The organism is Pseudomonas sp. MS646 (assembly GCF_036693845.1).
In the GTDB taxonomy this organism is placed as follows: domain Bacteria; phylum Pseudomonadota; class Gammaproteobacteria; order Pseudomonadales; family Pseudomonadaceae; genus Aquipseudomonas; species Aquipseudomonas chlororaphis_E.
Genome location: NZ_CP144763.1, coordinates 3,427,732 through 3,445,172, shown reverse-complemented (window position 1 = coordinate 3,445,172; position 17,441 = coordinate 3,427,732). Strand labels below are relative to the sequence as shown.

4 protein-coding genes are annotated in these 17,441 nt (G+C 63.7%); all 4 read left to right on the top strand.

Features of this window, described 5'->3' with window-relative positions; genetic code table 11:
• Positions 1-119 precede the first annotated feature (119 nt).
• The 4 genes from gspE (at position 120) to V3H56_RS15050 (ending at position 17,245) form a co-directional block, all read left to right on the top strand.
• Positions 120-1,538: a type II secretion system ATPase GspE gene (gspE, locus tag V3H56_RS15065; protein WP_042732945.1), complete on the top strand. Its 1,419-nt coding sequence runs from the start codon at positions 120-122 to the stop codon at positions 1,536-1,538.
• Entirely contained in the window at positions 1,538-2,749 is a 1,212-nt protein-coding gene (gspF, locus tag V3H56_RS15060; RefSeq protein WP_338473536.1) for a type II secretion system inner membrane protein GspF, read from the top strand. Before gspE ends, gspF begins: the two co-directional genes overlap by 1 nt.
• Before the next feature lie 523 nt (positions 2,750-3,272).
• Entirely contained in the window at positions 3,273-4,445 is a 1,173-nt protein-coding gene (locus tag V3H56_RS15055; RefSeq protein WP_042729748.1) for a substrate-binding domain-containing protein, read from the top strand.
• 212 nt (positions 4,446-4,657) lie between these two features.
• Positions 4,658-17,245 (top strand): filamentous hemagglutinin family protein, encoded by a 12,588-nt coding sequence (locus V3H56_RS15050; protein WP_338473535.1) that lies wholly within the window; start codon positions 4,658-4,660, stop codon positions 17,243-17,245.
• Positions 17,246-17,441: the final 196 nt, after the last annotated feature.

The window sequence follows — 17,441 nt, the reverse complement described above, 5'->3', positions numbered from 1 at the left end:
CAGGTCGAACCCGAGCGACCGGACACACCTAGGCGCCAGGCATCGGGTCTGCTGCGCAGCCCAGCGGGAGCAAGCTCCCTCGCCACGGTAGGCATGCAGGCCATGGCGCGGGTGCGCTCATGACCACCCTCCCATACGCCTGGGCCAAGGCCCAGCGCCTGGTGTTGCGCCAGGGCGAGGCGGGCGCGGTGTTGGTGGTGTGTCCGTCGACGCCGGGCTGGTCCATCAGCGAAGTGCGCCGGCAATTCGGCGAGGTGCCCCTGGAGCGGGTGCGCGACGAAGAGCTCGATGGCTTGCTCAACACGGCCTACGCCGACACCGGCAGCGCCGCCGCCGTGGTGGGCGCGGCGGAGAACGAGGTGGACCTCGACCGGCTGATGCAGGACATCCCCGAGATCACCGACCTGCTGGACACCCAGGACGGCGCGCCGGTGATCCGCATGATCAACGCCTTGCTGACCCAGGCGGCCCGGGACGAGGCCAGCGACATCCACATCGAGCCCTTCGAGAGCCATTCGGTGGTGCGCTATCGGGTCGACGGCACCCTGCGCGACGTAGTCTCGCCGCGCAAGGCGCTGCATGGGGCGCTGGTGTCGCGGATCAAGATCATGGCCCAACTCGACATCGCTGAAAAACGCCTGCCCCAGGACGGTCGCATTGCCTTGCGCGTGGCCGGGCGCCCCATCGACATCCGGGTTTCCACCGTCCCCACCGGGCACGGCGAGCGGGTGGTGATGCGGCTGCTGGACAAACAGGCCGGGCGCCTGCAGCTGGAGACGCTGGGCATGGACGCTGCCGTGCTGGGCAAGCTCGACCACTTGATCCGCCAGCCCCACGGCATCGTGCTGGTCACCGGCCCCACCGGCAGCGGCAAGACCACCAGCCTCTACGCGGCGCTGGCGCGGCTGGATGCCAGCGTCCACAACATCCTCACCGTCGAGGACCCGGTGGAGTACGACCTGCCGGGCATCAGCCAGATCCAGGTCAATGCCAAGATCGACATGACCTTCGCCCTGGCGTTGCGGGCGATCCTGCGCCAGGACCCGGACATCATCATGATCGGCGAGATCCGTGACCTGGAGACCGCGCAGATTGCCGTGCAGGCCTCCCTCACCGGGCACCTGGTGCTGGCGACGCTGCACACCAACGACGCGGTGTCGGCCGTCAACCGCCTGATCGACATGGGCGTGGAGCCGTTCCTGCTGGCCTCGTCGATGCTCGGCGTGCTGGCCCAGCGCCTGGTGCGCCGACTCTGCCCGCACTGCAAGCAACCTGATCCGGCCACGCCGGGCACCTGGCGTCCGGTGGGCTGCCCGAGTTGCAACCAGACCGGCTACAGCGGCCGTACCGGCATCCATGAGCTGTTCTGCATTGACGACGACATCCGCACGCTCATCCACCAGGGCGCGGGCGAGCAGGCCTTGCGCGCCGCCGCCCGCGAGGCCGGCATGTTCAGCATGCGCGAGGACGGTGAGCGTTGGGTGCGCAGCGGCGCCACGGCGCCAGAAGAAATCCTGCGCGTGACACGGGACGCCTGATGAATCGCTACCGTTTCGAGGCGGCCGACGCCCAGGGCAAGATCGAATCAGGGCATCTGGAGGCCGACAGCCAGAGCGCCGCGTTCAGCCTGTTGCGCAGCCGCGGGCTGACGGCGTTGCAGGTCGAAGCCGAACGCAACACGGCCCAGGCCAGCGGGGGCGGGCTGTTCAGTGCCCGGCTCTCGGACAACGACCTGGCCTGGGCCACCCGGCAACTGGCGAGCCTGCTCGGCGCGAGCCTGCCCCTGGAGGCGGCATTGAGCGCCACGGTGGAGCAGGCCGAGCGCAAGCACATCGCCCAGACCCTGGGCGCGGTACGCGCCGATGTACGCAGCGGCATGCGCCTGGCCGAAGCCCTGGCGGCACGGCCTCGGGACTTCCCGGAGATCTATCGGGCGCTCATCGCGGCGGGGGAGGAGTCCGGCGACCTGGCCCAGGTCATGGAGCGCCTGGCCGATTACATCGAGGAGCGTAACAACCTGCGGGGCAAGATCCTTACGGCATTCATCTACCCGGGTGTGGTGGGACTGGTGTCGATCGCCATTGTGATTTTCCTGCTCAGCTACGTCGTGCCCCAGGTGGTCAGCGCCTTCTCCCAGGCCCGTCAGGATCTGCCGGGGCTGACCCTGGCCATGCTCACCGCCAGTGACTTCATCCGCGCCTGGGGATGGTTGTGTTTTTGCCTGCTGGCCGGCGGTTTCTGGAGCTGGCGGCTGTACTTGCGCAACCCGGCGGCGCGGCTCAGCTGGCATGCGCGGGTGCTGCGCCTGCCCCTGATCGGGCGGTTCGTGCTGGGGCTCAATACCGCGCGTTTCGCCTCCACCCTGGCGATCCTTGGCGGTGCCGGGGTGCCGTTGTTGCGGGCGCTGGAGGCGGCGCGCCAGACACTCTCCAACGAACGCCTGAGCCTGAGTGTCAGTGACGCCACCGCCAAGGTCCGCGAAGGGGTCAACCTGGCGGCCGCCCTGCGAGTGGAAAAAGTCTTCCCGCCGATCCTGATCCACCTGATCGCCAGCGGCGAGAAAACCGGCTGCCTGCCACCGATGCTCGAACGCGCCGCGCAAACCCTGTCCCGCGACATCGAACGCCGGGCCATGGGCATGACCGCACTGTTGGAACCGCTGATGATCGTGATCATGGGCGGCGTGGTGCTGGTGATCGTCATGGCGGTGCTGCTGCCGATCATCGAGATCAATCAGTTGGTGCAATGAGCCCACGGCAGCCTGGCAAACACAGTTCCTGTGGCGAGGGGATTCATCCCCGCTGGGTCGCGAAGCGACCCCAAAAGACTGGATGCGACCGGCTTGCCCCACCGAAGTGAACAGTCATGGGCTGCTTCGCAGCCAACGGGGATAAATCCCCTCGCCACAAAACCGTCCGGCAAAAAAAATCACGGCCTCCACCTCAACTCCCGAGCCCGCCCCCCATCAAACTCGGGTTCCTCGTTCTGTCATTTTCCCCTGGTCCTGACCACCCGCCGCACGCTGCACCGCAGCCCTGCCAAACGCCGCCGTTGAACAGGCTGAAAATGCCGGTCCAGAGCCCTCGAACACCCGAGAAAAAAACCCGGAAATCGGCCTCCAGCTCCCGAGGTTTTTTCCTCTATCTGTCACCGGAACCTGCGAATTTCTACGCCATGGCCTCACCCCAACGCCTGCGGCACCGGACCGAGCGCCATGACGGCAAGCCTGCGTCACCCAACCTACGTACGAACACGATGAAAGGAGATTCTTCATGTTTAAGCGCAACGTTCTCGCAGTATCCCTGACCCTCGCCGGCCTCTGCGCCGCCCAGGCTGCCATGGCCGATGTCAATGGCGGTGGTGCTACCTTGCCTCAGCCGCTGTACCAGACTTCCGGCGTACTGACCGCCGGTTTCGCCCCCTACATCGGCGTAGGCAGCGGCAACGGCAAACTGGCGTTCCTGAACAACGACTACACCAAGTTCGTGGCCGGCAACACCAGCAAGAACGTGCACTGGGCGGGCAGCGATTCGAAACTCAGCGCCACTGAGCTGAGCAACTACGTCACTGCCCACGGCGCTGCCTGGGGTCCATTAATCCAGGTGCCTTCGGTAGCCACCTCGGTCGCTATTCCGTTCAACAAGACCGGCACTGCCAACGTCGACCTGAGCGTCAACCAACTGTGCGGCGTGTTCTCCGGCCGCCTGACCGACTGGAGCCAGATCACCGGTTCCGGCCGCACTGGCGCGATCACCGTGGTCTATCGCGCTGAAAGCAGCGGCACCACCGAGCTGTTCACCCGCTTCCTGAACGCCAAGTGCGCTGAAACCGGCACTTTTGCTATCACCACCACCTTCGCTTCCAGCTACAGCGGTGGCCTGCCGACTGGCGCTGTAGCCGCCACCGGCAGCCAGGCTGTGATGACTGCGCTGAACGCTGCCCAAGGCCGCATCACCTACATGAGCCCGGATTACGCTGCGACGACTCTGGCTGGTCTGGATGACGCCACCAAAGTAGCGCGGGTTGCCGGTGTGTCTCCAGCCCCAGCCAACGTTTCGACCGCCATCGCTGCGGTACCCGTGCCGGCCACTGCTAATCGTGCCAACCCGAACGCCTGGGTACCGGTGTTCGCCGCAACCACTAACCCTAACGATCCAAGCGTCGTGGCTTACCCAACCACCGGTTATCCGATCCTGGGCTTCACCAACTTGATCTTCAGCCAGTGCTATGCCGACGCTGCACAAACCACGCAGGTTCGTGACTTCTTCACCCGTCACTACAATGCTACTGCGGCCAGCAGCAACGACGCCGCCATCACTGCAAACCGCTTCGTGCCGCTGCCAGCGGCCTGGAAGCAAGCCGTTCGTAGCAGCTTCCTCACCAGCACCAACGCTCTCAGCATTGGTAACACCAACGTTTGCAACGGCATTGGTCGTCCGCTGTAAGCACTCGCTCCAGTTCCACGCAACACCGATCAGCAACGGCGCAAGTCGTTGCTGATTTTTTGCGTAAGGCCCGAACCAACACAGCCACATGAAATTTTCATGACATCCGTTCGGTCCCGAGCGGCTGTAACCGCCTAACCCCTATAACCAACGCTGGCAGCTTGATAGCACTGCGTTGCGCCCCTTAGAGCGAACCCGAAAGGATGAGTAGGATGCTGCGCTGCAAACCGATGAAACCGAACGTTCCACGTCGCGATGGCGAGCTGTCGATGGGGCGGCTCAAGCCGCTGGCCCAGGCCATCGCGCTGTTGATGGTGGCCGGCAATGCCCAGGCGGCCACGGCGTTCAGTTCGGCCTGGTTTGCGGCGAAGGGTGCGGCCCCCGCCGGTGGTGCGGCACGGCCGACCACTGCGGTGCCTGGGATGCCGCCGCCCCTGGCCCAGCAGCAGCGGGCCAATGCCCAGTTGCAGCGCTCGTTGACCAACCTCAACAACACCGTGGCCGCGATCGCGGCCCAGCAGGCGGCGCAGGCGGCCGGGCGGCAAGCGGCGTTCGGGCAGGTGCAGGTCGTGCCCGACGGGCTGGGCGAGGGCGGCCTCAAGGTCGACAACAGCCTGACCCAGGGCTGGCTCAACGCCAAGGGGCCGCAGCAGACCCAGGCCGGCGGCAAGACCACGGTGAAGATCGAGCAGACCGCCGACAAGGCGATTCTCAACTGGGAAACCTTCAACGTCGGGCGTAACACCACGGTGGATTTCCAGCAGCAAGCGGACTGGGCAGTGCTCAACCGGGTCAACGATCCTCAAGCCCGGCCGAGCCAGATCCAGGGCCAGATCAAGGGCAACGGCACGGTGATGCTAGTCAACCGCAACGGCATCATTTTCAGCGGCAGCAGCCAGGTCAACGTGCGAAACCTGGCGGCGGTCGCGGCTAACATCACTGACGAGCAGTTCAGCCAGCGCGGCTTGTACGTCGATGCCACCGGCACCCAGCCAACCTTCACCGATGCAGCCGGCAAGGTCGAAGTGCAACGCGGTGCGCAAATTGAAACCCACCGCGCCGCCACTTCCACCGCAGGCGGTGGCTATGCCTTGCTGCTGGGTAGCGAGGTGGAGAACGCCGGCTCCATCATCACCGCCAAGGGCCAGACCACCCTCGCGGCTGGCGACAGTTTTTATATCCGTCGCGGCCAGGGCACCAGCGGCAACTCGCGCTCCACCACTCGTGGTAATGAGGTGGCGACGTCGCTCAAACCGGGCAGCAGCGCCGGCACGGTGATCAACAGCGGTCTGATCCAGGCCAGCACCGGCGACATCACCCTCACCGGGCACAATGTGCAGCAGAACGGCGTGGTGGTGGCCAGCAGTTCAGTGGACACCCGCGGCACCGTGCATTTGCTCAACGCTTTCAGCGACAGCACCGGCAGCGTGACCCTGGGGCAGGGCAGTGCCACCGCCGTGCTGCTCGACGCCGCGGGCGGCAGTGCACTGGATAGCCAACGCAATGCCGGGCCCGCGGGCCTGGATGGCACGCCGAACAACCTGATCACCGGTCAGTTCAACAACCTCAGCAGCGTGGTCGACCGTAGCGACCAGTCGCGGGTCGAGATCGTCAGCGGTGGTAGCGTCGACTTCCAGAACGGCTCCATCACCCTGGCCACCGGCGGGCAGGTTGCGGTCAGCGCCGCGGGGCGCAGCCTGGTGCGCGATGGCGCGATGATCGACGTGTCCGGCGCCATCGGCGTCAAGGTGGCGATGGAGTCCAATTCCATCAAGGTCAACGTCCAAGGCAACGAACAACGGGATGCGCCGATCAACCGCGAAGGCGGCAAGCTGACCAACAGCGATGTGTGGGTGGACGTGCGTGACCTGGTCTACGTCCCTGCAGGCACCAACGGTTACGCCACCGACCGCTGGTACACAGCCGGTGGTCTGTTGGAAGTCGGCGGCTACCTGGGCACCCGGGGCCACAGTGTCGGCGAATGGGCGGCCCAGGGCGGTACCCTGACGTTTACCGGCAACGACGTGGTGACCCAGCAGGCGGCGCAACTGAACCTGTCCGGTGGCACCCTGGATGTGCAGAGCGGGTACCTGCGCCAATCCTGGCTCAAGGGTGCCAATGGTCGTCTGTATGAGCTGTCCAAGGCCCCGGGTGACATCCTTTACACCGGCATCTACAAGGGTTACGAAGACCACAGCCAGCGCTGGGGCCAGACTGATTACTACTACAACCCGCTCATTGCCCCGCGCGAACGTTTTGAAGCCGGCTACACCGTCAGTCGCGATGCCGGCAAGCTGGTGGTGTCGACCCGCAACGCCGTGCTGGAAGGCCATATCGTCGGCGAGGTGTACCAGGGCGAACGCCAGACCCAGGCGCCGAACTTCAACCTCGACGGCTACCAGCAATCGCAAAACGCCGTGGCCCGTCGGGCCGAGTTGTGGGTGGGCAGCTACACGCCGATCTATGACAAGACCAGTGGCGTGATCAACAGTGGCTTGAACCCCACCTTCGATCAGGTCACCGTCGGCAAAGTGACCGACAAGATTGCCGCAGGCTTGGACCTGACCTCGGCGGTCGGCAGCGACCGGCAAGGCAAGTTGGTGCTGGATAACGCGCTGCTCAATGGCTTCCAGCTCGGCGCAGTCAAGGTAGCGGGGGCTGAAGGCATCAAGGTTGACGGCGCACTCAAGGTAGCCGACGGCGGGGATATCACGCTTTATGCGCCGCAGGTGGAAGTGAACGCCGACCTGACGGCCCGCAGTGGTCGCATTGTATTGGGTAACATCCTCAAGCAGGTCAGGACCGACAATTTCCAGATGGGAGACGTCACGCTTTCACCCGTTACGGGACAGCGGGCGACGGTCACATTGGGCGAAGGCGTCAAGCTGAACACCGCCGGACGCTGGAGCAATCTGCTGCTCGACGGCAACGACCGCCAAGGCCTGCCGTTCATTAACGGCGGCAGCGTGTCCGTGCGTAGCAGTGGCGATATTGATGTGCGGCAGGGCAGCCTGATCGACGTCAGCTCCGGCGCTGCCGTGATGGCCGATGGCAAGACTCGCGGCGGCAAGGGTGGAGACTTGACCTTGACCGCGAGTACCGGTGCATCGTCCGGTAACGGCGACTTGAACCTCGAAGGTGAACTGCGCGGTACTGGCGTGAGTGGTGGCGGGACCTTGAAGCTGGCGGCCAGCAAAGTGCTGATCGGCAACAGCGGCACCCCCCTCGAAGCTGGCACTCTGCAACTGGACGGCGATTTCTTCGACAAGGGTTTCTCGGCCTATGACATCACCGGCAACGAAGGCCTGACTGTGGCCGACGGGACTCGGGTCGATGTGACGATGCCGGTGTACCGTATTGGTGAACAGGCGTTGGTCACCGGCAGCGACGCGGAGCCGGCCGCTGCCTTGCAGCGCTGGACGCCGGAGCTGTATCAGGAAGACGCGGTCAAAGGTGTCCTGACCCAGCGTCGCGGCGCGAGCCTGAGTCTCACCGCAGGCACGCCAAACTCCGGCGCGGCCGACATGGCCAGTACGGTATTGAGCTTGGGCAAGGGCAGTGTGATTACCGTTGATCCAGGCCAGGGCATCGATGTCCGGAGCAGCGGGCAATTGACCGCCAACGGCACGCTTAACGCCTGGGGCGGGCGGGTCAGCCTTACCGAGTTGAGCGTCGATGATGCGGTTCGCGATCAGGTCAATGCCCAGGGCCACGGTCGTTCCATCTGGCTGGGCGAGCAGGCGCTGATCGATGTATCGAGCCGGGCGATGACAGCTCAGGATATGCGCGGCCAGACCTATGGCCTGGTGCGCGACGGCGGGCAGATTGTCATTGGCGGCCAGATCGATGCCGCGAAAGGATCGACGTCTGCCTCCGAGCTGTTTGTGGTGGTGCGCGACGGTGCCCGTCTGCAAGCGGATGGCAGCCAGGCCGTGCTGGATGTTCCGGGTCAGGGCCGTACGTTGGTAGCGAGCAATGGCGGCAGTATTTCCCTGGCGTCGGCCAATGGCCTGTACCTGGACGGCGCGTTCAGCGCCCGCTCGGGGGGCGGCGGGGCGGCAGGTGGCAGTCTGTCGGTGGCGCTGGAAACCCCCTATTACCTGAAAAGCGCGGTCAATGCCCGAGTGTTGAGTGTTCGTGAACTGGTTCTGAAGCAAGTCGCGCAGGCAAGCCCGCTGGGCGATACAGCTGAAACCTCGGCGGACTCGTTGGTTTATGGTCACGGCCAGCTAGGTATCGATCAGGTCCTGGCCGGTGGTTTCGACAATTTGTCCTTGTTGAGCAACGGACTGATGAGCGTCGATGGCAACCTGTCGATGTCCCTCGGACAAAGCCTGAGCCTGTACGCCCGCAGCTTTGGATTGAGTGCAACCGCGCCAGCCAATACTCGGGTCGAGTTCAATGCACCCCATGTGTTGCTGTCTACTGCGACAGGGCTGGCGACCACTCGACCGAGTTTTGATCCTTACACCCGGCCAGTGGTCGAGGGTGGCGGGGTGTCTCTATTGGCGAACAAGGCGCTGTTTTCCGTCAATGCTGATCTGCTGGATGTGCAAGGCAATGTGATGTTCAGCAGCAAAGGCACAGTGAGGCAGGCCGATGACAGCACTGTGGGACTTGAGCGCGCAGGTTTCGATCAGGTCCAGCTGAGCAGCCGGGGTGATCTGCGATTCCTGGCCGGGTTCTCGAGCGCCGATATGCCTACGGGGTTTACCACGCAATTGCTGACCCCTTCGGACATGCTGTTGCAAGCGGCCCAGCTGTATCCGGCAACCGGAGTCGGGGCTCGGGTGTTGGCGGGGTCTGGTTGGGGCACATCGGATAATGGTACCCCTCTCTACGACCCGGCACGCAGCCTGGTAATCGGGCGCACAACCCAGACGACGCCCCAGGTACCCTATTCGGTATTCGGGCGCTTGCAACTGGGTAGCGCGAACATCGAACAGGGTGGCGTGGTTCGGGCGCCGTTGGGATTGATTGAGGTCGGCACCAACGGCGGTGTAGGGGGGTATGCCATCAGCGATCGGGTAAGTCTGTTGCCGGGCAGCCTGACGTCGGTCAGCGGCTTGGGCCTGAGATTGCCCTATGGCGGCACGGTCGACGGTCAAAGTTATGAGTACGCTGGCAAGAAGGTGGTGTTGCTAGGACAGGGTGCAGTACCCAGTCTAAACGCTGACATTAACATCGGCGTTATTCTGGGCGGGCGATCGGTCACGGCACAGGAGGGTTCGGTGCTTGACCTGTCTGGTGGCGGTGATTTGCTCGGCGCTGGCTTTATCTCAGGCCGTGGTGGTTCTACTGACGCCCGTTTCAATCCGCTGGTACAAATGGGTGCCAATGGCGGTTTCACCTTGCCTGGTCTTTCCAGCAACCCGGTCTACGCCATTGTGCCGGGCAACCAGAGTCAGTATGCGCCGGTCGCTGCCGAAGGTGGCGCGGTGGATCCGAGGGTCGGTCAGCAGATCACCATCGGTGCCGGTGTGCCCGGGCTGGCTGCCGGTACTTACACCCTGATGCCGTCCACTTATGCGTTGCTGCCGGGCGCGTTCCGGGTCGAGGTCAATGGCTTGGCGGGGCAAGGCATCACAACGGGCGCGCAACAGATGCGCAACGGTTCCTGGACCACCGCCGGGGTGTTGTCGGTGGCCAATACCGGTCAGCGTAACAGTTTGTCCAGTCAGGTCATTCTGACGTCGGGGGATGTGCTGCGCCGCTACTCGCAATACAACGAAACGAGCTACGCGCAGTTCGCCGTGGCCGATGCCGCTCGCCTGGGCGTACCCCGGGCAATGTTGCCGGTAGACGCCAAGACCTTGAAACTGAACCTGGCCCCTGGAGCAGGGGATCAAGCATTCTCCTTCAAGGGTGTCGGCAAGTTCGCGCCTCAGGCGGGAGGCTTCGGCGGTTCCGTCTCAGTGGTTGGTTACGCCCGGAGCGCGCTGGAGGTGGTTGCGGATGGGCGTGGGGCCACGGCTGGTTTCGAGGGCGTGACCCTCACTGCCGAAAGCCTGAATGCATTGAACGCTTCGCGTCAGGTCATAGGCGGCCTGTTTTCGGTTAGTTACGGTCAAAGCGGAAATTACGTGACTCCGGTGTCTGAGATGTCGCGTAGCGTGACATTGCGTGAAGGTGCGGCTTTAGCAGCACCTGAGGTTTTCCTGTTGGCCAATGGCGGCGAGTTATCGATGGAACAGGGCGCTGTCATCAACACCATCGGTCGTGGCGCGGCTGCTTACGACGCCCGAGCTGGCTTTGTTTACAGTCTCAATAACGACGCCAATATGCTGGCCGCCTCCAATGGTTTGCTCAGCGTACTGGCCCCTCCATCGGGCGGCGCAGGCTCCATCAATATCGGTGGCTGCCGCCTGACGCCTTGCAGTGGCGTCACACGCATTCACTCCGAAGGCAGTATCGTTGCAGGCACCGCTGGCAGCCTGGAACTGGACGACCAGGTGCGTTACGGCACCCGTCACCTGACCCTGGCCCTGAGCAACATCAACGTCGGCACCGCCCAGGCATTGAGCGATGCGTCGGGGCGCAATGTATTGCCTGCCGGTCTGACCCTGAGCCAGACCGTTCTGGATCGCCTGTTGCGCGGGGACACCCAATATGGTGCTCCGGCCCTGGAAACCCTCGAACTGTCGGCCAGTCAGGCGCTGAATTTCTATGGCACCGTCAGCCTCGACACCTATGATTCGACCACCGGTAAGTCGCGCCTGAACAACCTGATGCTCAGCACCCCGGCAATTTATGGCGCGGGCGGCGCCGGCGATGCAGCGACCATCCGCACCGCCAACCTGATCTGGAACGGTGCCGTCGGCGCGCCGGGTTCGGTCATCGCCGACGGGGCCGGCACCGGCGCCGGTCGCCTGGACATCCAGGCCCAGCGCATCGAGTTTGGTTACGGTGAATTCGCCCAGCCCAGCTCGGTCACTACCCTGGACCGTCTGGCCCTGGGCTTTGCCAACGTCAACCTCAACGCCAGCGAGCGTCTGACCGCCAATCACAAAGGCAGCCTGGCGGTCTATCAGACCCAGGGTGCATACGACCCGAAAACGGGCTTTGCCTACAGCGGCGGCAATCTGAATATTCTTACTCCGTTGTTGACCGGTGAAGCCGGTTCGATCAACCGCATCAGCGCGGGTGGGGCGATCAACGTGGCGGGCGCGAGCGCTAAGCCGGGCACCGTTTCCGGGCTCGGTGGCGAGTTGTCCCTCAAGAGTGCCAGCCTCAACCTGGCCAGTGCGGTGGTGCTGCCCAGTGGCAAGCTGACCTTGAGCGCGACCCGCGACCTGACCCTGGCCGATGCGGCGTTGATCGATGTGGCGGGTCGCACGGTGACTTTCAACGATGTGACGCGCTACAGCGCCGGTGGCGAGGTGATTCTGCAAAGCCAGAACGGCGACATCCGCCAGGCCGATGGCTCGACCATCGACTTCTCGGCCCGCAACAACCAGGCCGGCCGGCTCAGCGCCGTGGCTGTGGACGGGGCGGCGGGCGTGGTGGACCTGCAAGGGCGGATTCTCGGCAGCAGCACGGGCGAATACGACGCCGGTGGCACCGCCATGCCGCACCTGGCCGGCAGCGTGGAAATCCAGGCGCAGCGTCTGGGCGGCAGCGGCAGTCTCAGTGAGCAGTTCGCGGCGTTGAATCAGCGCTTGAACGATGGGCAGGTCTACGGATCCCGTGGCTTCCAGCTCAAACAGGGCGACCTGGTGATCGGCGACGGGCTTAAGGCCTCGTCGATCAATGTGTCGGTGGACAACGGCAGCTTGCTGGTCAACGGCAAGGTCGACGCCAGCGGTGAGCGCGTTGGCAGTATTTATCTGGCCGCCGGCAATGCCCTGACCCTGGGCAGCGCAGCGGTGCTCGATGCCCATGGCCGACGCCTGCGGGTGGACAGCTACGGCAAGATCATCGACTCACCGAACCGCGCCATCGTGGACCTGACCGCACGCCAAGGGCTGCTGACCCTGGGCAATGGTGCCCGTATCGACCTGCGCCATGGCACCGAGGTGGCGCTGGGCAGTAAGCCGGGCATGCATGACGGTCGCGCCCGCGGAACATTGCAACTCAACGCACCACGACTGGGCGGTGTTTCAGGCGGCGACGTGGCAATCGATGCCAGCGGCGCCGTGGATGTCCAAGGCGCCCGTTCGATCGCGCTGGTGGCCATGTGGCAATACGACGATGCACCGTTGGTCAACGTACCGGCAGCCAGCGGCAAGCCTTATCAGGTCATCAATCAAGCGTGGTTGGACGATGTGCATGACGACAACACCGCGTTCATCACTCAGGCCCACGACAACGACGATCTGTTGCAGCGCAAACTCGCCGGACTGAAAAACAGCCGCTATCGCGATGTATTCCATCTGCGCCCTGGTGTGGAGGTGGTGAGCGCGACGGCCGATGGCGACCTGGTGGTCCAAGGCGACCTGGACCTGTCGCGCTATCGCTATGAGAGCCTCAATCGGCATAACCAACTGGACAATGTCTATGGCTCCGGCGAATCCGCCAGCCTGACGTTGCGCGCCGGGGGCGATCTGAATATCTATGGCAGCATCACCGACGGTTTCGCCCAGCCGCCGGCCAGCAACGATGACAAGGGCTGGGTGCTATTGCCGGGTATTGATTTTGCGGCAGGCGATATCGTCGTGCCCGGTACCGGCGTGATCCTGGCGGAGGACACGGCGTTTCCGGCCGGCTCGGTGCTCAACTTCGACGTGCCGCTCAAGGGCGCCACATTGGCGGCGGGAACGCGCCTGCCAGTAGCCGCGACGCTTGATCAACCTTTGGTACTGCCGGCGGGCACGGTGCTTGCCGCGGCGGTGCATGACGCCTTGGGTAATCTGTTGTTCGCCGCCGGCACTTTGTTGGCTTCGACTCAGACCCTTGATGCGGGCACAGTGCTGGGGGCTGGGAGCCTGCTGGGCAGCAGCGCAACCATTGGCAGCCTGATCTGGCCTAAAGGCGTTGCACTGCCAGGCATTGCGGACGCGCCCCATGGCTTGACCAACGTCGTGCGTCTCAGCGGTCCCCTGGCATTGAATGTGGGTTCGAAAATTCCTTCAGGTACCGACATCAAGCTGCCGGCGGGTGTCGAGTCGGTGCAGTTGCGTCCGGAAGTGGCGGGCAGCAATTGGGCCATTGCGCCAATGTTGGCCGAGGGGTCGCAGTCCTGGTCCCTACGGCTGGTGGCCGGCGCCGATACGCAGGCGGCGGACAGTCGGGTCGTGAAGCCTGTGACGGCTGGCGGGGATCTTCGTTTGGCGGATAGTCATTACGGTATGTTTGGTGTGCCTAAGGCTGGCGAGATGTTGTGGACCGAAGCAGGGTCATTGGATTTTTTTGGCGACACCAGCATGGCAGGCCAACCGATTGACTTCGAGGCGATTGGTTACCCAGGGCTATGTACTGATTTACCGGATTTTTGTAAGGCCAGCAGTGGATATATATGGACTGAAGTAGGGGCTATCGAATGGGGGGATCCGAGTCTCGCCGGTCAACCGATTGATTTTGGTGCCATCGGGTACCCGGAATTGTGTACCGAAAATCCCTCTTATTGCCAAGCAGTCGGACAAGCCGATTACAAAGCTGGCAGCCAACGGTGGAGCGTGGTTCGTACCGGCGCGGCTGACCTTGAGCTGTTCTCGGCAGGTGATGTGAAAATGGATTCGCTGTACGGCGTCTATACCGCAGGCAGCTCGGCGAGCGCGACTCATGCCAACGATCCTTACAACCAACCTAAGGCGCTGGGTGCGGAAGGAAAGGTGCTTAACGATGCATTCGGTGACAACGAGCAGTTTGTGAATGGCGGTACTACTAGTCTTTACCGCGCTTGGTACCCGGATTTTGGCGGCAACCTGACTCTGAACGTTGGCGGGAGTCTGACCGGCAATACAATGGACGCGGTGACTAGCAGCGGTAATGCGCGACCCAATCCCGGCGATTTGGGTTATGACACTGCGAATGTCGGGAACTGGCTGTGGCGCCAAGGCAACGGCTCGGTTTCTACCGATACCCAGGCACAACCCGCTGCCTGGTGGATCAATTTCGGGAGCTATACCGCAGCACAGAATGGCAAGGCTGATTTGATGGTTGGATTTACCGGGTTTGGTACCTTGGGCGGCGGTAACCTGAATGTTCAGGTCGCGGGCGATGCCGGGGTGATCGATCAAATGGCGGGTAGCCTTCTTGAGTCCCGCAGCAACAGCCGCAGTCAAGGATTGGTGCTTGCCGTAGGCAGTACCGGGCGTGTGGGCGCCGATGGCAGTCTGCAATTGACCGGCGGCGGCGATCTCAATCTGCGGGTGGGCGGTGCCTTGAATCCCGGGAGCTTGTTCACGAGCGGGCATCTCAACGGTGCGGTCATCAACCTGCGGGGGCACGCGCAGATCGATAGCGGTGCCATTGGCCGAATCGATCTTCGCTATGGCAACGCCGCCACTGTGCAGTCCCCTCGAGAGACTCGGGCATACGATTCCTTCAAATCCACACGTGGCGACGCCACCGGTGGGCTGACTCTGATGCCGGGCGACGCCACTTTCAATCTATCTACCCTGGGCGATCTCGTCGTTCAGGACGTTGCAGACCCAGGTCGGGCATTGATGATGAGCGTATCTCCATTCAAAAGTGACGCGATTAACGGATCGGGTGTGAGCTGGTTTACGCTATGGACTGCCAACACGGCGATTGATCTATGGACGTCGGGAGGTAACCTGACGCCTCTGACGTTGGGGCTGGATACGGACCTTGCAATGGTCTACCCCTCAATCCTGCGGGCTGTGGCGGCCAGTGGTAGCCTGTATTACGGCAGGGCTAAGGCGATAGGTACCAGCGCAGTCTACGACGCTAACAATCTTCCAGCGCTGTTGCTCGCACCTGGCCCTAACAGTGAATTGCAATTCCTAGCCGGCGATTCCATCTACGGCGGCGACATGTCGGTCAGTCGTTCCGGTGCCGCATCGGCCGCTTTGGCTACGCCATTCCGGCCAGCCTATGTCGCTTCTGTCGATAACGGCATCAGTATCAAAGTCAGCAATCTTTCGGCCGACGGTAATCCCGTGCGCCTTAGTTCGAACATGCTGCCGCTGTTTGCCTTCGACACTAGCAGCGCTTCCAGCGAATGGGCTCTCAATGCCGATCCTGCTCGCTTCTATGCACTCGAAGGCGATTTGCTGGCAGTCACCACCGGGCGGTCGATGACGTCGGTTTCCACGGCCAGATGGCCGGGGCGAATTGCATATGAAGGCGCTGGAGCTGTCCGGATGATGGCTGGGCGAGACATCGTCAGCAGCGGGGTTCCGCTGGCCGGATCGCGCAGTGATAACGCTGAAGCGGGGAACTACACCGTCTCCGGCAACCTCTTCATCCACAACAACCCCACCGACATTTCCATCGTGTCAGCCGGGCGCGACATCCTCTACAGCACCTTCAACGTCGCCGGTCCCGGCCTGCTGGAGATCACCGCCGGGCGCAATATCCTGATGGACGACAAGGTCAGCATCACCAGCCTCGGCGCCGTGGTACCGGGGGATTCGCGCCCTGGCGCGAGCCTGGTGTTGCAGGCCGGCGCGGGCCTCGACGGGCCGGACTACGAGCGCTTCGTCAAGGCCTACCTGGATCCGGCGAACCAGGCCCTGGCCGGTGTGCCGCTGGCGAGCCAGGACGGCAAGGTCGCCAAGACCTATGAAACCGAATTGGTGGATTGGCTGGAGAGGCGCTTCGGTTTCAGCGGCGATACCGAGCAGGCCCGCAGCTACTTCGCGGCACTGCCGGCCGAGCAACAGCGGGTGTTTGCCCGTGACGTGTACTTTGCCGAGCTCAAGGCCGGCGGCCGCGAGTACAACGAAGTGGGCGGCGTGCGCCAGGGCAGTTACCTGCGGGGCCGCGAGGCTATCGACTTGTTGTTCCCGACCAAGGACGTGGCGGGCAATCCGATCACCTACAAGGGCGACATCACGATGTTCGGCGGGGCGGGGGTGCACACCGATTTCGGCGGCAGTATCCAGATGCTGACCCCGGGCGGCGGCCAGACTTTCGGTATCGAGGGCAACGCGCCGCCGTCCACCGCCGGGGTCATCACCCAGGGTGAGGGCGATATCCAGTTGTATGCGCAGAACAGCATCCTGCTTGGGCAGAGCCGGATCATGACCACCTTTGGCGGTTCGATCCTTGGCTGGTCGGCCCAGGGCGACATCAACGCCGGTCGGGGTTCGAAGACCACCGTGGTGTACACGCCGCCCAAGCGCTTGTACGACACCTGGGGCAACGTGACGCTGTCGCCTTCGGTACCGAGCACCGGGGCCGGTATCGCCACCCTCAACCCCATTGCCGAAGTGGCGCCGGGGGATATCGACCTGATCGCGCCGTTGGGCACCATCGATGCCGGCGAGGCGGGGATCCGGGTGTCGGGCAACGTCAACATCGCGGCATTGACCGTGGTGAACGCGGCCAACATCCAGACCCAGGGCAAGGCCTCCGGCGTGCCGTTGGCGGCTTCGGTGAACACCGGGGCCATCACCTCCGCCAGCGCGGCGGCGACCTCGGCCACCCAGGCGGCCGAGGACGTGACCCGCCAGCAGCAGAACGCGGCGCGGCAGAACCAGGCGTCGGTGTTCACCGTGCAGGTGGTGAGTTTCGGCTCCGAGCAGTTGGCTCCGTCCCGCGACGGCGCCAGCCGCGAGGCCCCTCGCGCCTACGACCCGGCCAGCCCGGTGCAAGTGCTCGGCGCCGGGCCACTGGACGAACAGACCCGGCAGCGCTTGACGGAAGAGGAGCGGGGGCGATTGAGTCTGTGACCGGGGCAGACCGGGCCTGCCCCTTCGCGGGCAAGCCCGCTCCCACAGCGTTGTGTGGTGGGCTTGAGGTGCGTGTCCGCCACAGCTCCCCTGTGTGGGGGCGGGTTTGCTCGCGACGAGGGCGGGTCAGTGGATGAAGGTGTCGACTGACCTGGCGCTATCGCGGGCAAGCCCGCTCCCACAGTGTTGTGTGGTG

Coding starts and splice junctions, on each gene's coding strand:
- gspE (WP_042732945.1), top strand. CDS start 120: ATGACCACCCTCCCATACGCCTGGGCCAAGGCCCAGCGCCTGGTGTTG.
- gspF (WP_338473536.1), top strand. CDS start 1,538: ATGAATCGCTACCGTTTCGAGGCGGCCGACGCCCAGGGCAAGATCGAA.
- V3H56_RS15055 (WP_042729748.1), top strand. CDS start 3,273: ATGTTTAAGCGCAACGTTCTCGCAGTATCCCTGACCCTCGCCGGCCTC.
- V3H56_RS15050 (WP_338473535.1), top strand. CDS start 4,658: ATGCTGCGCTGCAAACCGATGAAACCGAACGTTCCACGTCGCGATGGC.